The sequence below is a fragment of the bacterium genome (assembly GCA_036504735.1).
Lineage (GTDB): Bacteria > Electryoneota > RPQS01 > RPQS01 > RPQS01 > DASXUQ01.
This window is the reverse complement of sequence record DASXUQ010000002.1, coordinates 177,706-199,585: the sequence shown is the minus strand read 5'-3', so window position 1 is coordinate 199,585 and position 21,880 is coordinate 177,706. Positions and strand designations below refer to the sequence as shown.

General features: G+C 54.0%; 18 protein-coding genes. 16 read left to right on the top strand and 2 right to left on the bottom strand.

What is annotated here, in order from left to right; translation table 11 throughout:
• Position 1: 1 nt before the first annotated feature.
• Positions 2-400: a hypothetical protein gene (locus VGL38_01145; protein ID HEY3294024.1), complete on the bottom strand. Its 399-nt coding sequence runs from the start codon at positions 398-400 to the stop codon at positions 2-4.
• Positions 401-836: 436 nt separating this feature from the next.
• Positions 837-2,615 carry a hypothetical protein gene (locus tag VGL38_01140; GenBank protein HEY3294023.1) on the bottom strand — a complete coding sequence of 593 codons (1,779 nt, stop codon included), beginning with the start codon at positions 2,613-2,615 and terminating at the stop codon, positions 837-839.
• Positions 2,616-3,402: 787 nt separating this feature from the next.
• Here VGL38_01140 and VGL38_01135 point away from each other — a divergent pair.
• The 16 genes from VGL38_01135 to VGL38_01060 all read left to right on the top strand — a co-directional run bounded on the left by VGL38_01135 (position 3,403) and on the right by VGL38_01060 (position 21,859).
• Positions 3,403-4,170 (top strand): hypothetical protein, encoded by a 768-nt coding sequence (locus tag VGL38_01135; protein ID HEY3294022.1) that lies wholly within the window; start codon positions 3,403-3,405, stop codon positions 4,168-4,170.
• Positions 4,171-4,185: 15 nt separating this feature from the next.
• Complete coding sequence (locus tag VGL38_01130) at positions 4,186-5,706, top strand: RNA methylase (protein ID HEY3294021.1); 1,521 nt, start codon at positions 4,186-4,188, stop codon at positions 5,704-5,706.
• Positions 5,703-6,830: a restriction endonuclease gene (locus VGL38_01125; GenBank protein HEY3294020.1), complete on the top strand. Its 1,128-nt coding sequence runs from the start codon at positions 5,703-5,705 to the stop codon at positions 6,828-6,830. The genes VGL38_01130 and VGL38_01125 overlap by 4 nt, the downstream gene beginning before the upstream one ends.
• A gap of 111 nt (positions 6,831-6,941) precedes the next feature.
• Complete coding sequence (locus VGL38_01120; GenBank protein HEY3294019.1) at positions 6,942-7,913, top strand: AAA family ATPase; 972 nt, start codon at positions 6,942-6,944, stop codon at positions 7,911-7,913.
• Positions 7,914-7,916: 3 nt separating this feature from the next.
• Positions 7,917-10,409 carry a S8 family peptidase gene (locus VGL38_01115; protein ID HEY3294018.1) on the top strand — a complete coding sequence of 831 codons (2,493 nt, stop codon included), beginning with the start codon at positions 7,917-7,919 and terminating at the stop codon, positions 10,407-10,409.
• A gap of 43 nt (positions 10,410-10,452) precedes the next feature.
• Complete coding sequence (locus tag VGL38_01110) at positions 10,453-11,142, top strand: helix-turn-helix domain-containing protein (GenBank protein HEY3294017.1); 690 nt, start codon at positions 10,453-10,455, stop codon at positions 11,140-11,142.
• A 327-nt stretch (positions 11,143-11,469) separates the two neighbouring features.
• Positions 11,470-11,769, top strand: a complete 300-nt coding sequence (locus VGL38_01105) for a DUF2087 domain-containing protein (protein HEY3294016.1) — start codon at positions 11,470-11,472, stop codon at positions 11,767-11,769.
• A gap of 79 nt (positions 11,770-11,848) precedes the next feature.
• Positions 11,849-12,265 carry a DUF1801 domain-containing protein gene (locus VGL38_01100; protein ID HEY3294015.1) on the top strand — a complete coding sequence of 139 codons (417 nt, stop codon included), beginning with the start codon at positions 11,849-11,851 and terminating at the stop codon, positions 12,263-12,265.
• Positions 12,266-12,305: 40 nt separating this feature from the next.
• Positions 12,306-12,893: a hypothetical protein gene (locus tag VGL38_01095; GenBank protein HEY3294014.1), complete on the top strand. Its 588-nt coding sequence runs from the start codon at positions 12,306-12,308 to the stop codon at positions 12,891-12,893.
• Between the two features lie 671 nt (positions 12,894-13,564).
• The gene (locus tag VGL38_01090) at positions 13,565-14,077 is read left to right on the top strand and encodes a hypothetical protein (GenBank protein HEY3294013.1); all 513 of its coding nucleotides are present in this window, start codon (positions 13,565-13,567) and stop codon (positions 14,075-14,077) included.
• An 11-nt stretch (positions 14,078-14,088) separates the two neighbouring features.
• The gene (locus VGL38_01085) at positions 14,089-14,493 is read left to right on the top strand and encodes a hypothetical protein (GenBank protein HEY3294012.1); all 405 of its coding nucleotides are present in this window, start codon (positions 14,089-14,091) and stop codon (positions 14,491-14,493) included.
• Between the two features lie 21 nt (positions 14,494-14,514).
• Complete coding sequence (locus VGL38_01080; protein ID HEY3294011.1) at positions 14,515-15,156, top strand: hypothetical protein; 642 nt, start codon at positions 14,515-14,517, stop codon at positions 15,154-15,156.
• A 238-nt stretch (positions 15,157-15,394) separates the two neighbouring features.
• The gene (gene ettA / locus VGL38_01075) at positions 15,395-17,065 is read left to right on the top strand and encodes an energy-dependent translational throttle protein EttA (protein ID HEY3294010.1); all 1,671 of its coding nucleotides are present in this window, start codon (positions 15,395-15,397) and stop codon (positions 17,063-17,065) included.
• Positions 17,066-17,089: 24 nt separating this feature from the next.
• Positions 17,090-17,749 (top strand): NAD(P)H-binding protein, encoded by a 660-nt coding sequence (locus VGL38_01070; GenBank protein ID HEY3294009.1) that lies wholly within the window; start codon positions 17,090-17,092, stop codon positions 17,747-17,749.
• A 404-nt stretch (positions 17,750-18,153) separates the two neighbouring features.
• A complete protein-coding gene (locus tag VGL38_01065; protein ID HEY3294008.1) occupies positions 18,154-19,443 on the top strand; it encodes a hypothetical protein in 1,290 nt (429 codons plus the stop codon).
• A 232-nt stretch (positions 19,444-19,675) separates the two neighbouring features.
• Positions 19,676-21,859, top strand: a complete 2,184-nt coding sequence (locus VGL38_01060; GenBank protein ID HEY3294007.1) for a YCF48-related protein — start codon at positions 19,676-19,678, stop codon at positions 21,857-21,859.
• Positions 21,860-21,880 lie beyond the last annotated feature (21 nt).

Below are 21,880 nucleotides of genomic sequence, written 5' to 3'. Positions count from 1 at the left end.
CTTATGGTATCTTGGGTAGCATTTGTTGCAGCGCAAATCCCTTGGTATTGCGTCTGGCGTCTTCCCCACAATTGTACTTGGCTGCTTTCGGCACAGCCAGCTTCTTCTGTTGAAGCGTTGTGGCTGTTCGCCTGATCGCCTGGTACAGCGCTCGCGCCAAGTCCTTCTTAACGGGCCAGCGGAACGGGCATAGTGCCATGTCGTCGATTGCCTTCTTCATGTCTTCAGTTTCTAGTGGATCGTAGATTTTCCCGTTGCAGTATAGGAACCGCAATTCGATGTCAGTGCATACTAAGACTGCGCCCTTCGAATTCAATTCAGCGTCGATATCGTCAAGGCTGTATCCAGCCCATATGTTTGGTGTGAACGTGTGTAGTTCGCCTGGTATTCTAGTTATCATGGATCTTCCTCTGTAAGGTAAAAAAAACGGCTGACCACCATACACATGTGATCAGCCGCGAATATTCAGTTCTTGTCTGTCCGGCATTATCGCCGGGTTAGGTGTATGACATGTTCATATGCGCCGTAGGGCGACCGGCGCGGTAAATAAAGTGAATAACGATGCCCATACACCAATATAAACAATTTCGAAGGCGAATGCAACATTGCTGATTTTATTGCACTTACGGCAACCGGAGGCGGGAATTGCAGCGGATGTGTCGTGGTGGATTGGCAGATCTACCTCCGCACCGGAACATTATGAATTACAGTAGATTAGTACAGTGCTGCGGAGATGCGTAGGTCCCGGCGACTATAATGGCGACCGAAACACCTCCGCAACCTCCGCATTTCGGCGTTAGACGTTGTAGATTAGTGACTTGCGCTGCGGATGTTGGTTATCGCTTCCTACGCGGCTTGTCCGGAACGTCTGACAGTGTACTCGCGCCCCAGATTCCTTTCGGAATGACCTTTCCCTTCTTCGTGATGGTGAATGTGAAGTGCTTCTTGTTACCGTCATACCCTGTGTCCAGCGTGTATCCGGCCGAATCGAGTGTCGCTTCGGAGTCTTTCAATCGCTTGGAAAACGTATTTGGACTCTTGTAGTCGAAATCCAATCGGTACTTAGCCGCCACTTTTGCAAGCATCGCTCGGAGCGGGGAAGAAGCGCCCGACAATGAATTCCCGTCACAGGGCAATTCATACGGCCATTTGCCAACGTCAGGTGAGGCCCGATGCAATGCGGCCTCGCGGAATATGGCATCGAGGGTCGCGACAATCGGACTTGCTTCCACCGCCACCGCTCCAACGTAGGCGTCTTGACCTGTAATCCATTTGTCAACCAAGTCCTTGACCTTTGCCTTCGGATCAATGATCGGCAGAATCACGTCCGCAACGAGAGCCATGATTGCGAGGTACTCATTGGACCGTTCCAGTATATGCCCCGGATGCTTCTCCTGCAACCATTGACGCCAGGCTTTCTGTTTGTCCTGCGAGATCGCGTCGAGAACCTTGGCGATGATCTGAATGTGGGCGGACATCATCGTCGAACGGTTGATTCTGATGACGTGGTAATATGTATCGCTCCACAAGGGCATGCCAAACTTCTTGCTGTCGAATTCAATATGGAATGTTCGATTCAGCAACTCGATTCGGTCAAGATTTTCGATTCCAGAAGTATTTAGCAGACAGTGAAGTTCTTCGACGATCATGCTTCGCGCAGCTCCCGGCGCTCTTCGTTCACGCTCGATGCCACTGACGGCAGTCAGGATGAACTGCACTAACGCGGGGGTAAGGTTCTTCGTCTCGATATTATCGATCAGCACCAGCGGATTCTGCGATGCGTCAGTATAGTTTGCAGCCTCCGTCGCGGTCTTGATCTTGCTGTCACCATAGAGGAAAGTCGACATGATGTCCATGGCTCTTGTCTTACCGCGCCCAGAACTGCCCTCACATCGCAGGTGTGGACGGCTCGACGTGAACCCCATCAGCGGATACGCCAACAACCAGCACCCGTACAGCAGCCGATTCTCCGGAGTGCATGCCAGGCGACTAAGAACCAATTCGTCGAATGCGAGGACAGCTTTCTTGAAGCCAGCGGCATTCAACGCTTGGTAGCCCCAAGGCGCAATCTTCGGGCTGGGAAACAGCAACACATCATATGAATTTGCCCCATTTTCTATGCGTTCAATCTTCGCTGGCGATATGCGAAAGATCTGCTGATCGGCGGCGTTCAAGTGTAGGTAAACGACGCGGGCTGCTCGATCCGTCTTAAACCAAGATCTGTGATCAGCACGTTTTGCGTTGGCGATAGCCTTCAGCCGAAAAGCCTCGATGATTCGGCCTGCCTTAGGTGTCCGAGTCGTAATACCGGCCTCCTCCAATAGGAAGGACTTGAACGAGTCCTTACCGATCTGAAGAACCCTGCCCTTCCACGACAACTGCAACCCTTCATCGGCCACATCAAAGGCGAGCCCGCCGTTGTCCGCAAACCACCGGTACATCGTCTGTCCCACTTCCTCGGGCGATTGGGATAGGTTTGCCTCCGCAATCACCTCTGCGAGCCCCATGCCCCCAAGATCACCTTTGAGGAGATCATCGCCGCCCTCGCTATCGGTGGGAGGAACCTGCGTCTTCGGGGCGGATGCCTTCTTCTGTTTGGGTTTGGTTGCCTTCATTCCGCGTGCCTTTCGGGTTCAAGGTGATCGTGCTTACCACTGCATGAACAAGATCGCAAATCTTGGTGTCAAATTCAATACCACACAATGGCTTAGAATTATCGTGCGCGAAGTGCTTAATTGGATACACAGTGTCTGGTTCGGCAATGCACTACTTGAACCTTGCCACAGGCACCGAGTAAACTCTGCACTTGATTGGTCATTGTGGTTGACTATTGAATTACATAATGTTAGATTGTGACCGGTGTTGCCTCTTTCCTCGCGCGACATGGCTGTCCGGCTAAGCCCGGATCATGATGACCTCCGCCTACCCCTTCGGCAACCGAGATTCGTTGGAGGCGGAGAATACCTTGGTCGCCGGGGCTTAGCCTTGAAAGGTATAGAGAACTAATAAATGGCCGAGCCATATTCACTCTGTTCTGGCAAGTCGAGCGGCGTAGCAGAGCAGATTGCTTCACACAACTGGGATTTTCCGGACTCCGTAACAACCAACGGAGTGCATTCGATCCATCCTTATCCAGCTAGGTTTATTCCGGAGATCCCTAAGACTCTAATTCAGACTTTGGGCCTTCCCAGAGACACCTTGGTGTTCGATCCATTCTGTGGATGTGGAACGACGTTGGTTGAAGCACAAGCCCTCGGTTTCCCTTCGGTAGGTCTCGATTTACATCCGATAGCGTGCTTGCTGACACGCGTAAAGACCACACCGCTCCCCACCACTTACTTGGCGGCGTCAGAACTATGCGTTGAAAGCGCACGATCGGCTTCGTCGCAGAGGCAGCCACCAGTGAGTTTGACCATCCCGAACATTGACCACTGGTTCAGCAAGGAAGTACAGTACACCATCACTACGTTGTTACTTGCCATCGACCAGATAACTAACGACGTAACGCGAGATGCCCTGCGGGCCGCGTTATCCAGCATACTTGTGAGAGTATCCTTCCAAGATAGCGACACAAGGTATGCACGAGTTGACAAGGCCGTTAAAGCTGCAGATGTATATGCACTGTTTCAGTCGGCATGCAAGGAGGTGGCTCGCGTACTTCTGCCGCTTGGTTCATCGCGTCCCACCGCGTATGTGGTTCAGAAGGATATCATGGATGCTGTGCCCGGCGACATTCCTGGACCAGTGGGACTGGTGATCACCTCCCCGCCTTATCCAAACGCGTACGAATACTGGTTGTACCACAAATACCGAATGTGGTGGCTTGGTTTTGATCCGCTGGAGGTAAAGAGCAGAGAGATCGGTGCACGTGCACATTTCTTCAAACGTCACCACCACACAGATCAGGACTTTGTGCGGCAGATGAGCCACGTTCTTACCCTTCTTAAGAGTGTTCTCGTGCGGAGTGGTTACATCTGCATCGTAATCGGACGATCAATCATTCACGGGCAAGAAATCGACAATGCCTCGATTATCCGCAACTTGGCAAATGACCAACACTTGCTCTTGGTAGCGGAGATTGAACGTAAAATTGCCAGCAGTCGCAAATCATTCAATCTTTCCCATGCCAGAATCAAGACCGAGAAGCTACTTGTCTTTCGTAAACGATAATATCGCAGCGCTTCGATGACTAAACACTTAGAGCTTGAATGGCACGGCTACAAGTACTTCCCTTATGAGCGTGATCTCGCAGTTCGCGAAGTGACTACGCTATTCTCCCCGGTGAAGATGGAGGAGCGCGAAAACTCGCTGTCAATACACGGTGACTTCGACCCAACATTGGTTGCACGTCTAACGTACTTTTCCAGCGGGAAGAGTGCGAGACGGATTTATCCAACCCAGCAGTTTCTGTTGGAAAGCACCGGGACTATTGAGAACGGCAACGCATCGCGCCGGCAAAATACCCGGTATTCAGTGCATGGCATACACGAGTATAAGGGCAAATTCAATCCGCAAGTGGTTCGCGGCATACTGAACCTGTTGCACATCACCGCTCGGAACAAGGTTCTAGATCCGTTCTGCGGAAGTGGTACTGTGCTCGTAGAGTGTGCCCATTTAGGAATTCGGGCAGACGGGCAAGACTTGAATCCACTGGCTGTGTTTGTGGCGAACGCAAAACTAATTGCGTTAAGCAATCCTGCAGCAGACATCGAACGCACTTCACATAGCGTCATGCGGGCATACGCATCATGCCGTCCACGGCAGTCTTCGAGCGATTCAATCGCGGAGAGAACGCAGTACTTGCAGCGCTGGTTTGATGAGCCGATCTTGGATGAAATCGAAAGGCTGCGCGCGGCCATACTTTCGAAGAGCGGAACTTTCGCTCCGATATTCTTGTGTGTAGCCAGCAATCTGCTGCGTGACTACTCGCTCCAAGAGCCAAGCGACCTTCGTATAAGACGACGCTTTAGTGCAATGCCTAGTACGCCCTTCTTGTCGGCCTACCAAGAAAGATTGCAGGGGTTGATAAGGCAGTTGCATGCGGTCCAGCAAATCATTGGTGTAAGAGATCATCAATGCACGGTGCAACTAGCTGACTCCCGCGAAGTTCCAGATAGGACTCCATCCAGTCCGGAGATGTATGATGCCGCTATCACGAGCCCTCCATACGCGACCGCCTTACCGTATATTGACACGCAGCGATTGAGTCTTGTTTGGTTGAACTTGTCTAGCCCGAAGGACCTTAGAGAACATGAATCTGCCCTAATCGGAAATCGGGAAGTTACAACCGCCACCGCACGCAGCAGTATGTTTGAAGCTATGGTTGTTAATGACGCGCTGTTGCCCGACAGCGTCCATCAGTTTTGCATAGACCTCCAGTCTAAGATGAAAGCGACTGATGGATTCAGAAGGCAAGCAGTCCCGTTACTGATATACCGCTACCTAGCCGACATGAAGGGCATGTTCAGGGCTGTCAGCGAACGCGTGCGTGTCGGCGGGACGTATGCACTTGTTGTCGGCCGTAACCATACGATGATTGGCGGAACACGTACAGCAATTGAAACCCCCGAACTCCTCGTGGAGGTAGCAGCACGGTCAGGCTGGAGTTGCGCCGAGATCATCGACCTTCAAACATATCATCGCTACGGTCTAAATCGGAACAATGCCGTTGCAGAGGAAGCACTTCTAATTCTGAAGCGAAAATGAACACATTCTCCATTCACCCGCTTGTTTACAGCACTGGCACGCTTAACAGCCTGATCAAAATGCTGGAACATGTGTGGGTTCGACAGATGGTGTCTGGCCAAGGGCACATCTACATTGTGTCTGGATTTGGTAATTACAATGGCGGAGTGAGGTTCTATCCAGTGTTCTCGAAGCACGTTGAGAATGGCGGTAGAGTGACTGCGCTATTCGCGGGGAGCACTGCACAGCGGCTAACTAGCAAGCAAGTGGTGGAGGAATTACTGCGCTGCGGTGCCGAGGTTCAGATCGTTAACCGGAAGCGTCTGGTGCACGCAAAGTGCTATGGATGTTCAACGCCACAGGGAAGCCATCTGGTAGTAAGCTCCGGAAACTTCACCGGACCAGGAATGTCCCAGAACGTTGAGGCTTCGATAGTTCTAGACGGCGACTTCACAAGAGGGATTGGCTTCGACTGGAACGGGTTGCTTGAAGGTGTACAACGGCAAGGATGGCAGATCTACACACCGCGATTGAATGCTATGGCGGACCCAGGTTGGAGACTCCTCTATGACGAGGTAGTAGGAGCTCCGACTTTGGAAGACACTGACCGAGTGTCGCTCGTGATTACTCTCGGACACGCGGACACGATACGCATTAATGCTGCTCCAGGCACAGCTGCTGCGAGGGGTACGCAATATTTCTGGCTTAGCAGGGACTGCTTTGATTTCTTCCCGCCTCTAACGATTACCAATCAGCGCGGGGAGAAACAGACATTCTCGTGCATCGTGACGGTCAAATATCCGGATCTTGATATTGTTGACGAGAACTGCAGGGTCACTTTCGAAGCCGAGAATAACTTAGATTTTCGCCTTGGTACAGGGCCTCTACGTGCTCTACGCGCTGCAGATCCAGGTGACCTTGCAGTAATCTCGCGGCTGGATGAAAGGATATATGACCTGCGCATTCTTCGTCAGGGCAGTGCTGGGCACGCTGGCATAGCTCCCTACGCCGTGAATTTCATTGGCCATCGAGGTAAGCGGTATGGATTCGTGTCGAATGAAGTCATCGAGAATGTTCTAAACATCACCCTGGATGTTACAGGCCAGAGAATACGACAGGCGCGGGCACGGCGCACGGGCGAGTAACGCCTAAGAGCGGGAAATGTTTTCGACGAGAAGAAGTTGCGATGCCTGCGTACTTCACTGACTCAGAGCGGGCGTTGCTACACAGTACGGCCAAGATGAAACGAGGTCAATATGGCCACAGCAGAACAGCTTAAATCACTGATCCGTTCACACCTAAGCGGCGATGGAGAGCGCTTCTTTATGACCGCACTTCAGGTGGCGGCGCATGAGGCGTTACAGGGTCATGGTGGGCTTGCTAACGATATCCGCGATATAATTGACAAGGCGCGTAAGGAGCCCAAGCCGATAGTCAAACTGTATCGGCAGGATCTTAAGGGGCTGGTGCTGTCCGAGGAGCCAGATACGCCGAAGTCTGCGCTTGTGGTGCCGGAGGAACTCTGTGTTCGCATCGACCGCATCATTCACGAATATCGGCAACAGGACAAGTTGAAGAGCCATGGGTTGGGGAACCGCAGAAAGGCGCTCCTGATCGGTCCACCCGGTACAGGGAAGTCCATGACTGCAAGAGTGCTTGCCCACGAACTGCGGCTCGAATTGCACAGCATCCAGGTGGACAAGATGGTGACGAAGTTCATGGGCGAGACATCGGCCAAGCTTCGGCAGATATTTGACCTGATGCTTGAAGTGCCAGGGGTCTATCTGTTCGACGAATTCGATGCGATCGGTAGTGATCGTGGTTTGGATAACGATGTCGGCGAAATGCGCCGAGTGCTTAACGCGTTTCTACAGTTCGTGGAGCAGGATCGGTCGGAGAGTTTGATCGTCGCCGCATCGAATAGCCCACACCTGCTTGATGACGCGCTATTCCGACGGTTTGACGACATCCTCTACTATGCCTTGCCACAGACTAAGGACAGGCAACGGATGATAGAGAACATATGTGGTTCTTTTCTGCCTGCGCCAGCCCAATGGAAGACGCTGTTAAGTGTCAGTAACGGGCTTAGCCATGCGGAGATCACTCTTGCTACAAAGGATGCAATCAAGTTAACGATACTGAATGATGAGCGCCGTGTCCATTCGGACCTGCTGATTAGTATGCTGAAGGAGCGAAAGGCTTCACGCAAAGCACCTACAAAGGAGTAATGTATGCCTGGGGAGCAGTACAAGCACATTTTCCTGCGCAATCTGCATGAAACGCAGCGGTACACCAGCCCAACTGGTGGAAGTTCGAAGCGTAGGGTGAGGCAAGATCGAGACCGCGCAGCGCACGGCAACTTCCTTCGGGAGCGGCTGAATCAGGCATGGCGGGATGCCGATGAACGCGCCCAAGAAGCTGCAATATACACTGAACGCGAGGGAGCGTACATCGAGTTCGAAGGCGAACCGGGATTCGATTTGCTATTCAAGAGCCTCGAGAAGCTGGGGCGAGGCGATCAGATTAGGCTGCTGAATGTGCGGGAAGAAGTGAATGAAGACAATGGGCGCCGGACTGTTGCAACCGTCTATGTGCCGTTCAGTCAACGAGGGTACTTTCTCCGCAAGCTGGACAAATATCTTGAAGGCAACAGGCGGGGGCAAAACCTGATCAACAGCATAGCCAACATTCGTAGTGCCGTGCTGGAATCATTCTGGATACGGGAGGAACGAAATCAGATTCCTGGTCAGGAGCCAGGTTGGGTTGAAGTGTGGCTTCGAGACGAAGATGGCACGGCCAGTGGTGAACTTCAGCGTGCCATAGAGCGTGTCGACATTGAAGTGTCTGCAAACAGCCTGTCATTTCCTGAACGGACCGTACGATTGGCGAAGGCAAACCGTGCTGGATTGGAACACATGATTACGTGCTCCGATGTAGTAGCAGAGATGCATCCGGCAAAGGAAGTGTGCAGTTTCTTCCTTGACATGAATAATCTCGATCAGACTTTGTTTGCGGAAGATTTGGGACAGCGAACAAGGTACAACGGAGCCAATGAGGTTGCGATCTGTATCTTAGACACCGGCATTAACAATGGTCACTTGCTGATCGCTCCGTTCCTCGCAGCGGACGACATGCATACTGTGGATCCGGGATGGGGGACGCATGATCATGATGGTCACGGTACTCTAATGGCAGGTACAGCGCTATATGGTGATTTGACCGACCTGCTTCAGAACAACGACGTTGTAACGATCGGTCACTTACTCGAGTCCGCCAAGATACTACCTCCTCCGCCGCGCCAGAATTCGCGGGACCTGTGGGGGTACATTTCTGCACAGGGAGTCAGCCGCGCAGAGATTCGAGCACCTGGGCGCAAGCGCGTTATCTGCATGGCTGTGACTGCTCCGGATCATTCATCAAGGGGAAACCCTACCTCGTGGTCAGCGGAAATCGACAACATCACTTCCGGTGCCGAAGACGAAAGTCGTCGCCTGATGATTATCAGCAGCGGGAACATCATAGAAGAAGCCAAATGGCGTAACTACACCAATAGCAACATCGTGAGTGGGGTGGAGGATCCGGGCCAGTCGTGGAATGCGCTAACCGTGGGGGCCTACACTGAGAAGATTCAGATTCAGGATCCGACCATGGTCGGTTTTGCTCCGGTGGCACCAGCAAGGGGGCTTTCGCCATTCAGCAGAACATCTTCGACATGGCCTACTGCGAAGTGGCCGATCAAGCCTGATGTGGTTTTTGAAGGTGGGAATGTTGCTGTTGGGCCTACCTACGCGACGACACATGAAGATCTGGAGTTGTTATCAACGCACCACAACCCGACGATTGCACAGTTCGCGCCTTTTAACGCAACGAGCGCATCAACCGCACTCGCGGCGAACATGGCAGCACAGATTCAGAATGCTTATCCGAATTCCTGGCCGGAAACTGTCCGAGGCTTGCTTGTACATTCGGCTAACTGGACCGATGAAATGCTGCACCAGTTTCTTCCGACAAATGTTGCCCGACCAGTTTATTCCCAGGTATTGCGTGCATGCGGCTATGGTGTTCCTGATCTTGATCGAGCACTTTACTGTGCATCGAATTCACTGACGCTGATTTCCGAAGCGGAGTTGCAGCCGTTTGATCGGCATCCCACAGATAGTCGATATGTGACCCGTGACATGCATTTGTATCACTTGCCATGGCCGACAGATATCCTCGCGGCACTGGGGCCAACCAACGTCCAGATGCGCGTCACGCTTTCGTATTTTATCCAACCAGGGCCAGGCGAGGTTGGTTGGAAAGACAGATACCGATACCCTTCCCATGGACTCCGCTTTAAGATCAATGGCCCTAGAGAGAGTGAAGTGGATTTCGTTCGTCGTATTAACGCTCTGGCCCGTGACGAGGATACGGATGTTGACACGGAAGGACCGGCGGATAGGTGGAAGATAGGGAAAGCAAGGAACGTCGGATCAATTCATTCTGATATCTGGGAAGGCAGCGCTGCTGATCTCGCGACATCACACCTGATTGCAGTATATCCCACTGTCGGTTGGTGGCGCGAAAGAAGCCACCTGGGAAAATGGGCAAGTCGTTGTCGGTATTCGCTGATCATTTCTATCCGCACGCCTGAAGAAGCGGCCGATATTTACATCCCCGTCGCCCAAGCAGTCCGTGTGACTGTTCCGGTTACCGTACGAACGGATCGAGGCGATCAAGGGTGAGACCACTGCAGGTGCCCATTGATATCATGCGCGAAAGAATCACATGATCGTAAAGCGTCACATCCTCTTTTCTGACGAACCCGACAAAAAGCCTACCAAGCTCGTGTTCGAATTCGATCCGCCGGTCGAAGTCGAAGCTCCGCTTGTTAGCCGGAAAGCGATGTACATCGATGTTCCGGGTTTCCCCATGTCCGCCGATTTTCGGAAGGTCACAGTCACGCCTCCGATCAATGAGAAGGGCAAACTGTACATTCAGGAAGTCGCGAAGCCCGGTGATCTCATATCTCTTGTACTGCGGCCCAAGTACAAGCTGCAGAATTTGGTGCTTGACAGAGTCCATCAGATGACGATCACCGCTCCGAACGATTGCCTCGTTTACTGGTTCATGGTAGGACGGGACGGAGTATTCGTGGTCAGCGGCGATATGGTCAAGGACGATGGAATCCAGAAGAAGCTTCACAGCAACCAGGATGACATCCCGCTGCATGCGTATATGGTTCAGCGCGCCTTGGCCGACACTGAAGTGACGATGAAATCCGTCGAGACGCCACCTGACTTGATGAATACTGAACAGGCAGCCAAGTACTTGGGTATGTCGAAATGGACGCTTTACGATAAGGCTAGGTTAGGCGATATTCCGCGAACGCGGAATAAGAAGTTCCGTAAGGTTGATCTCGACGCCTACCTTCAGTCCAGCGAGAAGAAGGGAAGGCGCGGAAGGCGGAGTTTGTGAAATGCTGCCGCCACTGGCAGTGCAGTACCCGTGTGAGTGCCTAAATTGTGCCTACAATATGGCCAAAATCCCTAAAAGACCCCAACCGAAGCCAAAACAGTATCTGCCAAAATCACACTAAAAAACAACGTGTTATGGAGCTGTGCCTGGCAGAAGTGCCCACTTCAAATTCATCCATCATAGAGTCCCGGTCTCTCCGCAAAAACGCACAAGTCCTTGATTTTTGGGCTTGTGCGTTTTATAATAGGGGTTAATGTGCCCAACATGTGCCATTCGTTGTCCGTTCCTTAATCTGACCATCCCACACTCACTCAGAAAGGAGTCACCGTGCTCCAGCAAAAACTTGATGCTATCCCCGACGCTGAGAAAGAAAGCATCCTGAAAGCGTTCTTCAAAGGAGCCTCCGACGGCCCGCTGAACGCCTACCCGTCACAAGACAAGAAGAAGCTCGTTGTCCTGGCGCACCTTGCGGGAATGTTCGAAAACAACAAGACCTATAGCGCACTTGAGGTAAATCAGAAACTGAAATCGCGGTTTGAAGACGTTGCCACGCTGCGCCGGGATCTGATTGAATTCGGGTTCTTCGAGCGAACTCCGGATGGCAAAACCTACCGCCGTCTTGTTTGATGGGAGTGCGTCGCCATCATCTACAAGTCTGACGGCCTATAGACCATAGAACTTGTCAATAAGAGACAAGGAGCGCACCGTGAATAAGCGGCACCGTACAAGCACAGAAACTGACACCGCTGACGGAAAATCAGCCTCCGAGTTGATCAGCGCGAGAATCGCGGAACTGGCGGATTGGCGCGGGGACGTGCTTCGCCATGTCCGCGAACTCATCAAACAAGCCGATCCGGAAATCACCGAAGAATGGAAATGGGAAGTTCCGGTCTGGTCTCACAACGGGATCATCTGTACCGGTGAGTCGTACAAGAAAGCCGTGAAGCTCACTTTTCCCAAAGGTGCTTCGCTGGGTGATCCAGCGGCTCTTTTCAACGCGAGCCTCGAAGGCAACGCCCGCCGCGCAATAGATATCCATGAAGGAGAAAAGATGGATGAGTCTGCGTTCAGGAATCTCATCCGTGCCGCCGTCTCGCTGAACATGTCGGGGAAGAAGAAGTGAATCTCGAACTGATCGAAAGTTGAGATCATCGGAGGTGTGAATGGTATCTGTTTCTCCCGTTCGCCGCAGCATCCGCCGCCGGCTATGGTATGTGGCGCTCGCAACCACGGCCATATTAGTGATACCCCTGCTCTTGACGATACGGGATGGAGGAGTTGAAGGGGTGGGGTGGAATTGGACCTTCTTCGATTTTGTTTTCATGGGCGTCCTCTTGTTCGGCAGCGGTCTCACCTATGTGCTGATATCAAGGTTGTCAGACAGCAAGGCCTACCGTTTTGCCGTAGGCATCGCGGTGGCGACCGGATTGCTGCTGATTTGGGGGAACGCCGCTGCCGGGATCATTGGGTCCGAGGGCAAACTCCCCACGGTGCTGTATGTCAGCGTGCCTGCCGTCGGATTCATCTGTGCCTTCATCGCGCGCTTTCGGCCCCGTGGAATGGCGCGCGCGCTGTTCGCGACGGCACTCGCTCAAGCGTTGGTTCCCCTTATTGCGCTGATTTTCTGGAGGCCTGCGTTCGATGAACCCCCCGGTATGGTGGGGGTCTTCATTTTGAATGCCTTGTTCATCGCGCTGTTTGTCACATCCGCGTTGCTGTTTCGACGCGCAAGCGCCACGGATCCGGCATAGAACCGAAGAGCCTGGAAGGCGTGAGTGCGGGCACAACCGGTACCCCGGGTTCGAATCCCGGCCTCTCCGCAAAGACCCCTGACGTGAAATGTCGGGGGTTTCTGTTTTAGGGTGTCCTGCCTGCCGAGAATCGCATTCCGTTGACAACGTTTTGCGCCGTTGCAGGTCTGCAACCTGAACCTGATGGGTCAGAAAGTGGCATTTTGGGTCAACGGCCTCGCCGCCGAGAAGAAGCTGCTGCTGATGAAATAAAACAGTCTGGGGGCGGGCTCCCGCCCGTCCACGAATCCGTGATACACATATATAATAAACCTATACTTACCTAAAGTGCCAGCGCGGCCATGTGTGGCAGAGGCTCCCGCCCACAGCCACCATCCGCATGAAAATCTTGTACTTAGTTTGGCATTCCGCCACAAAATCGCGGAGATGCCCGGAAACTGAAGCTGTCCTCTTATTTGGGCGACAAAAACGCTGTTGTTTGGCTATCCCTATCCACCCAATTGAGCTAAAACATGATATAGTCGGTAGTTACGCTGATCACTTGATAACCCGTTCAGGAAGAGTAAGGGACAGCCATTCCTTGACATTTCGCATAAGTTGAACTATACTTAGAACCGATTCCATGGCTTTTAGGAAGGTGTTACATGGCTTAGGCGGACAGGGGAGGTTTTGTGGAGTATTCCATTACGCTTGTGCTGTACGAATGGATGCATGAACGCAGAATCGTCTCGGCTGTTGCCCAAGTGATGGGCATCAGCGGGTCCACGTTGTCGGCCAAGTTGCGCCCCACCGCAGCACAGGCTCGGTTGTCGGCGGATGAACTCGTCTCGCTGTTCGCGGCTATTCGCGAGGTTGGCTATCGCACGGAATTGGAAGGAATTTTGCATGGGTTCAACGAAGCATGTCGGGGAATCGAATCGGTGAAGACCGGTCCGGTTGCGATGGTGCCACAGGTGCTGGCCCTGGCTAAGGGGGTCGGTGTCCTGTCCGATTCGGCAGGCCGGATTTCCAGAATGAATCATGAAGCGGATCTGCAACGGCTCTGCATCATGGTTCGCACGGAGATTCTCCCGATCGTGCTTCAGGTGGAGTGCTTGCTTATGCGGCGGCTGGAAAAAGTGCGGAAGAACAAGCGGCCCGCGCATGCACCCCTTATGTCAGTTGAACCTCAACAGAATGCTTAAGGAGTTCGTGAATGGCCATCAAGCAATTTGCACTGCCTCTCAACGACAAGAGTATCCAGAGCGGCGACATCACCTTCGCGGAACTGGTCGCAAACGCACAACCAGTCACCTTCAAGCTCACCAACATCACGGCCGGTGCAGTGAATGCGCTGAATCTCATCACTCAAAAGGGCGGCACGCTCTACAATCACAACTTTAACGCCACGGCCGGTACCGACTTCCTGACGGTTGCACTAAGCGCCAATCAAATGGCCGCGGTCTTTAACGATGCCGATGACGTAGATCGCGACTACATCGAAGCCTGCTGGACCACGGGTGCTGTGGATACGCCTGCTACATCAAACAGTTACGAGATTCAGTCGGGGCATACTTACAATTTGCATTTTTGGCCACCGAAGTCCAAGAGCGATATTTAGACAGTAGGGATCCTTAGGGCAATGGGATTTGAAACTCTATTGTACTACGCCGGATTTCTCATTGCACTAGCCCTTTGTTGGGGATTGGGCCCGATCTTCTTTTATCCCATGCTGGCGGATGTGGCCTTTGATGTTGCTGGCAACGTCGGACTATTCACGGGCTGGGACGTTCGTTGGATTGTCGTGTCTTATGGCTTTGGAATGCTTCTGTGGGTGCTTGCGTTGGCAGGCGCGCTAACCAAACCTACTTTCATAGCTGTTATGCTCATGGATTTGGGAGCCATCTTTTATCGAATCATACCCCAATTTCAAATGAACGGGAGTGGGCAGGATTTTTGGAATCTCGCCAGCACAGGAATCAACGAGATTTGGATGGTTTCGATCTTTGTGATTGTGGCGTCAATGGCTATTCGAAGTTCCATTATTGCAAAGATGCAAGGTCGGCGTGTTGACCTGCTGACGAACCCCAAGAAGCGATTTCTGCTGCCCGTTGGTGCTTGGGCAGGGTTTCCGCCCTTTATTAGTTGCTTTGAGCATTGGCTGCCGTCTTCATTGGTCGATGGCCGTTTTATGATTGCAGGACAATTAATGGTCTGGGGTTGGGTGGCCTTAGAACTCCCACCCTATCTCACTCACAAACGGCTCATGAAGCGCATGTCTTAGTATGCGGCAATCACTTGTATTTTAAGAGCCTTCGTCAGTCTGACGAAGGCTCTTCTTTGTGGCCGGTGCCGCGGTGGAACTCCTGGTACTGGAGCAGTCTCTCGGTCACTTGCAGGTCCGGTCTTTTTGTCTTAGATTACTATGGGGATTCCGCCCACTCCCGGCAGACCCGGACCAAGCGGCCAGTCCGACCGCCGCACGGATCGAAACACGACAAAATCGACACCAAGCAAACCTCATGGCTCCACAATACATTTTTGTCATGCAGCACCTCGTCAAGCTGTATGGCGCCGACAAGATCCTCGACGACATCAACCTTGCCTTTTATCCGGGAGCCAAGATCGGCCTCGTAGGCGACAACGGCTCCGGAAAATCCACTCTGCTGCGCATTATGGCAGGCTTGGATAAGGACTTTCAGGGATTCGCCGAACCGGCCAAGGGTGTGCGCGCCGTCCTTGTGGCACAGGAGCCCGATCTGGATTTAACCAAGACCGTACGCGAGAATGTGGAAATGGCCTTTGCACCCACACAGGCGCTCCTTGACAAGTACAACAAGCTTGCCGAGGACATGGCCACAATGGATGGCGATGCAATGGAGAAGGCCCTCGAGAGGATGCAGAAGCTGCAGGACGAGATCGATAAGGTGGACGGCTGGAATCTCGAACATCAGGTTGAAGTCGCTTCCGACGCGCTCTTTCTTCCCGATGGCAATATGCCCGTCACCAAAATCTCCGGCGGCGAGCGGCGGCGTGTGGCCCTGTGCAAGGCGCTGATCGAAAAGCCCGACATTCTGCTGCTCGATGAGCCCACCAACCATCTCGATGCGGAAACCGTGCTCTGGCTGGAAAAGCAACTCCGCGAGTTCGAAGGCACCGTCATCATTGCCACTCATGACCGCTACTTCCTCGACAACATCACCAAGTGGATTCTCGAACTGGATGCCGGCAAAGGCATTCCCTGGGAAGGCAACTACTCCTCGTGGCTGGCGCAGAAAATCGATTTGCTCGAAGAACCTGAAAAGAAGCCATCCCCGAAACTGACCTCCCTCAAGCGGGAACTGGCCTGGATTCGCCTCAACCAGCGCGACCGTCTGGCCGAGAGCCAGAAGCATGTCGCCGACTATGAGAAACGTTCGAAGGAAGTCTTCGATCTCCATATTCAGAGCATGGACATTCAAATTGCTCCCGGACCGCACCTCGGCGATCTGGTGCTGGAGATCAACGATCTTTCCAAGAGCTACGGCGACGCGATGCTGATCAAGGATTTCGATCTGATCCTGCCGCCGGGAAGTATCACGGGAATTATCGGTCCCAACGGCGCGGGCAAAACCACGCTCTTCCGCATGATCACCGGCGAAGAAATGCCGGATGCGGGCAAGATCCGCCTCGGACCTTCCGTCGTGCTGGCGTATGTCAATCAATTGCGCGATGATCTGGGCGATGATAAGACCGTATTCGAAGAGATCACCGACGGGGCGGATAGCATCGCCATGGGCGGCAAGGAGATTCCTTCCCGCGCCTATGTCTCGAAATTCAATTTCCGCGGTAAGGATCAGCAGAAGCTGGTCGGCTCGCTTTCGGGCGGCGAACGCAACCGCGTACATTTGGCCAAGCTCCTCCGCAAGGGCGGCAACTTTCTGATCCTCGACGAACCCAGCAACGATCTCGACATCACCACGCTGCGGATGCTGGAAAATGCGCTGCTCGACTTCACCGGCTGCGTCATGGTCATCAGCCATGACCGTTTCTTCCTCGACCGCATCTGCACTCATATTCTCGCCTTTGAAGGCAACGGAGTCGTGCGCTGGTTCGAGGGCAACTTCGAATCCTATGAGCAGCAGCGCCGCACCGAACTCGGCTCCAGCTACGACCGCCCCCGCCGTTCTCTCTACCGCAAACTGACGGCTTAACAAAGCCCAACCGGGAATGGCCCTATGAAAGTCATCCTCTTCGGAGCAACGGGAATGGTCGGGCAGGGTGTCCTGCGGGAGTGCCTGCTTGCAGACGACGTGGAAAGCGTTTTGGCTGTTGTGCGTACCACCACCGGGCAGCGTCACGCAAAGCTGAAGGAGATTGTACACCGGGACTTCTTTGACTTTTCAAGCATCGAAAATCAACTCGCCGGATACGATGCCTGCTTCTTCTGCCTTGGCGTTTCCTCTGTAGGCATGTCCGAACAGAACTACCGCCACCTGACGTATGACCTGGCCGTAAACGCCGCGCAGACTCTGGTCCGGCTGAACCCGCAGATGACCTTTATCTATGTATCCGGTACCGGCACCGACAGCACCGGCAGTGGTCGGAGCATGTGGGCACGGGTGAAGGGCGAAACCGAAAACGCCTTGCTGGCCCTGCCCTTCAAAGCCGCGTTCATGTTCCGCCCCGGTTACATCCAACCGCAACACGGCATTGTCGCCAAGACGAAAGTGTACCGCGTGGCATACATACTGGCTGCGCCGCTCTATCCGCTCTGGAAAGCTCTCTTTCCCAGCTATGTCACCACAACCACACAGGTGGGTCGGGCCATGCTTCAGGTCGCGCGGAACGGTGCACCCAAACGTGTCCTTGAGACCCCGGACATCAACCGCCTGTAAGCAACCCGCTTATAGAGCAGAACCCAATCTTGACTCCCGCGATGCGTGAAGTTGAGGAAGCCTCTCTTTTCGATCCATGAAAGGAGTTGTCTCTTCTTGATCACCATTCTCCTAAAGACCCTTGCCAACTGAAAATGCCTGCATCACCGGATGCGGGCATTTTTATGTTTACGTCTGGAACAAGAAAACGGACCTTCCCGTACTATTGGGGCAGGGCAAGGAAATGTGGAATGAATTAAGACGACATGCTGATTCGCAAGTAAGGAATTCCTGCAACCATTGCCAAACCTGCTCTTCCATGTCCTTCGCACCCACCATCACCTGCGGCCCTACGGCTTAAGGCACTCAATATCCGACTACGCGCGGCATAATCCATAAGCAATATCAGAATGGAGACGATTCTCATGAAGCAGATGATAGTAACCGTTTGTACCGCCTTGCTGTTCATTTCCGCAGCCGCCATAGCGCAGCCGCCCGCCGTCCAATGGACCCACAGCTACACCTTGGATGTGCCTGTTCCCAACGCTATTATTCAAACACTCGATGGGGGCTATGCGGTAGCCGGAGTGTCCCAGATCTACACGCCCTATTTTCAAAAGGTGGATTCTCTCGGCGCTATCCAGTGGCGGACCTTCTCCTTTGCCGCCGGAACGGCGCGCGGCCATGCGGCCAAAGAGGTGATCCAAAACCCGGACAGCAGTTATGCGCTTGTTGGCACCAACTATTACAACCCGTGGGATGCGCGCTACTGGTTCGTCTCCAAGGTCAGCCCTTCCGGCGGAAATGTTTGGGCCAATGTCGTCACTAACGGGTTTGCCTACGGAGACCCCTGGTCGCTCGAGCGTTGCGGCGACGGCGGCTACGTGGTCGGCGGCGAAGCCTACGCGGGTCTCATGCGCGTCAGCACCACCGGACAGAATCTCTTCGAGCGTCTGTATGACGGTGATCTGCGCTATGTGAAGCCGCTTTCCGATGGCACCTACACCGGCGGCGGCAACAACCTGAACAGCGCTACCGCGCCCGATTTTTATCTCGTGCATACCGATCTGTTCGGCACCATGAGCTGGCAGCACACCTACGCGCTGCCGGGTGGCCAGATCTGCTACGGCATGGATGCCACCCGTGATGGCGGTTACATTTTGGTCGGTTCCGATTCCCTCGGTTTGCCCACCAATGACCTCGACATGTTTGTGATGAAGGTCAACAGCGCAGGCGACACGCTCTGGACACGCCGTTACAACGCAGGCTACAGCGATTATGCGTGGGATGTTCGCCAGACGCAAGACGGCGGATACATTCTGCTCGCCTACAATGGCTCGGCGGGGATGCTGATGAAGATCAACTCGGCAGGCGACTCGCTCTGGTCCACGTATGCCAATGCCTGGGCGCTCTCGCCGACAGCCGATGGCGGATACATTGTTGCCGGTTTCAATCCTTCTCAGCTCATTCTCACCAAATACGCGCCGGACCTTGCTCCGCCTTCTCCGCCGCAATCTCTTACTGTTAATGCCACCGATACCGGCCTGACTCTGCGCTGGCACTCTGTGCCCAATGCCACAAGTTACGAGGTCTATTCCGCTGCCTCGGTAAGCGGCCCCTACCTGCTTGATCACTCCGGGACCTTTGCCGATACCACATGGACCTCTCCCGTCGCCGCAGGTCAGAAATACTACTATGTTGCCGCACTGCGCTGAGCCGCCCCGTTTTGGCATTAGCGCCTAATTGCCTACTGCCGCAACGCTTGAGACCTGTTTATCCGAAAGCTGACATTCTTGTCAGCTTTCGTGTTTTTTGCGGGATTATAACGCCCAGCTAATCTCTTTGAAAGATTCGGGAATAAGCTATTGATTTCTGAGAACAACAGCATTATATTCAAGCTATACGACACCTCAGAGGCTTACTGAACTTCGGTCAAAGGAGGGTGACATGATTCGGCAACTTAGCTTGTGCCTCATTTTGTGCTGTGCCTTAAGTGCGACGGCTCTGGCCTACGACTGGAACCTGCAGAACCCGTGGCCCTCATCCCACAATCTGCTCGATGTGGATTTCATCGACGCGAACACCGGTTGGGCCGTAGGCTACTACGGAGAAATCCTGAAGACCGAAGATGGCGGCGCGACGTGGATTTCCCAGCGCCTGCCCGAGGCGATGTGGTGGTTCGATGTGAAGTTCTTTGATGCACAGAATGGCTGGGTGTTCGGCGAAGGCGCCAGTGGCTATCCGCCCGGCAACGCTATGCGCACCACCGATGGCGGCGCGACCTGGACCAGCCATGGTTGTGACGGTTACCGTATCAATAGTGCCAGTTTCGTCACGCCGGATACCGGTTGGGCGGTCAGCGCCAGCACCGTCTTCCATACGGAGGATGGAGGCGAAAACTGGGTTTCTCAGGCAACAGGTGATTGGGGCGCGTATATCGACGTCACTTTCGTGGATGCCCGGCGTGGCTGGGCCTGCGGCGTCAGTGAATCCGATAGTCAGATCGTAGTCTACCGCACCGACGATGGCGGCCTCAACTGGAGCCAAACCGGATTACCCGCCGGACCTTCGGTTTCTCCCACCATCTTCTTCCTTGATTCGGTGAACGGTTGGGTCGGCGGTACCGGCTACCGGGGCGGCACCCCCGTCACCAACCTGTACAAGACTACGGACGGTGGCTTGACCTGGGAGCCGCGTGCACTTGCGCATGATTACGACATCGACCAGATTCGCTTCGTGGATCCTCAGAACGGCTGGATCACAGGCTCGAGCGCGCTGCTGCATACCACAGATGGAGGAACCACGTGGACGCTGCAGAGCACGGAGTTCTATAACAACACGGCGATCGACGCCATTGACCCGAACACCGCGTGGCATGTAGGGCAGTGGGGGCAAATCCGCAAGACCACTAACGGCGGCGCCTCGTGGGCCACGCTGGACCGCGGCCCCCATTGCATATTCCGCTCGGTGAGCTTTGTCAGCGAAACCGAGGGCTGGACCGTCGGCGACGGAGCGCTCGTCCACACCGCGGATGCCGGTGAACATTGGCAGGACGTGACGATGAATCCACAGGCCTATTACGCCAAGGTGGCTTTCATTGATGCGGCTCACGGCTGGCTGGGCGGTTACAACCGAATGGCCCGCACCACCGACGGCGGTCAATCTTGGCAGGAGACTGAGACCGGCTGGAACCAATATATTACCGGTATCCTGCCCATCAGCTCCTCGGAGTTGTGGGTGTGCAGTGATATGTGGTATTCCAATCCGGACGGCGACTCGACGGCCATTCGGCACAGCACCGACGGAGGCCTGAACTGGGAAATCAAATACAGCGGTTTTGGCTCGGGAGTCAGCGACATCTGCATGACCTCATCGTTGGATGGCTGGGCGGTCGGATCCTCCGGGTTGGTCATGCACACTACCAATGGCGGCGCCGACTGGAACCGGGTGCAACTCGGTTCCGACGTCTTCCACTATGCCGACGTTGACTTCCCCGATCCGCGCCACGGCTGGATTGTAGGTCTCACCACCAACCGTGATTCCGTGTGGCTCGGCCGCACGTCTGACGGGGGCGAAACATGGGAACGCCTGTCCTTGGCGATGTTCGGTTACATTAGCGATCTCCGCCGCGTGACCTTTACTGACTCGCTCCATGGCTGGGTGCTCGGATCAGGCTTTCACCCTCCGGAAAGAGTCTTTACCACCGACGATGGCGGTGAAACCTGGGCACCGATGACCTTTGCGGTTGGCGAGTACGTGGATGACATGTGCATCGTCAACAATTCACTCGGTTACCTTGTGGGACAGAACGGCGTGATCATGCGCTGGGGTGCGCCCACGGTGAATGCCGCCAGCTCGAAAGAGGTTGTGCAGAGTTTCGATCTGCAAGCCTATCCCAATCCCTTCAATTCCTGCACACGCATTACCTTTGATTTGCGGCGAAATGGTCCAGCTACATTGCGAGTCCTGAATGTTCTTGGTCAGGAAGTGGCTCGCCTCACCGACGGCATGCAACCTGCCGGACGCCACGAGGTCCTCTGGAACGCCGCCGCCGTTTCCTCCGGCATCTACTTTGCCGTTCTGACCTCCGGCCCGACCCAAATCGTAAATAAGATGGTGCTGATGAAATAGCATCACCTTCACCGCACAAGA

Excerpts from the sequence above, each read along its gene's own strand:
- VGL38_01060 (HEY3294007.1), top strand. The coding sequence starts at position 19,676 with ATGATTCGGCAACTTAGCTTGTGCCTCATTTTGTGCTGTGCCTTAAGT.
- VGL38_01125 (HEY3294020.1), top strand. The coding sequence starts at position 5,703 with ATGAACACATTCTCCATTCACCCGCTTGTTTACAGCACTGGCACGCTT.
- VGL38_01130 (HEY3294021.1), top strand. The coding sequence starts at position 4,186 with ATGACTAAACACTTAGAGCTTGAATGGCACGGCTACAAGTACTTCCCT.
- VGL38_01120 (HEY3294019.1), top strand. The coding sequence starts at position 6,942 with ATGGCCACAGCAGAACAGCTTAAATCACTGATCCGTTCACACCTAAGC.
- VGL38_01110 (HEY3294017.1), top strand. The coding sequence starts at position 10,453 with ATGATCGTAAAGCGTCACATCCTCTTTTCTGACGAACCCGACAAAAAG.
- VGL38_01140 (HEY3294023.1), bottom strand. The coding sequence starts at position 2,615 with ATGAAGGCAACCAAACCCAAACAGAAGAAGGCATCCGCCCCGAAGACG.
- VGL38_01070 (HEY3294009.1), top strand. The coding sequence starts at position 17,090 with ATGAAAGTCATCCTCTTCGGAGCAACGGGAATGGTCGGGCAGGGTGTC.
- VGL38_01095 (HEY3294014.1), top strand. The coding sequence starts at position 12,306 with ATGGTATCTGTTTCTCCCGTTCGCCGCAGCATCCGCCGCCGGCTATGG.
- VGL38_01080 (HEY3294011.1), top strand. The coding sequence starts at position 14,515 with ATGGGATTTGAAACTCTATTGTACTACGCCGGATTTCTCATTGCACTA.
- VGL38_01115 (HEY3294018.1), top strand. The coding sequence starts at position 7,917 with ATGCCTGGGGAGCAGTACAAGCACATTTTCCTGCGCAATCTGCATGAA.
- VGL38_01145 (HEY3294024.1), bottom strand. The coding sequence starts at position 400 with ATGATAACTAGAATACCAGGCGAACTACACACGTTCACACCAAACATA.
- ettA (HEY3294010.1), top strand. The coding sequence starts at position 15,395 with ATGGCTCCACAATACATTTTTGTCATGCAGCACCTCGTCAAGCTGTAT.
- VGL38_01065 (HEY3294008.1), top strand. The coding sequence starts at position 18,154 with ATGAAGCAGATGATAGTAACCGTTTGTACCGCCTTGCTGTTCATTTCC.
- VGL38_01085 (HEY3294012.1), top strand. The coding sequence starts at position 14,089 with ATGGCCATCAAGCAATTTGCACTGCCTCTCAACGACAAGAGTATCCAG.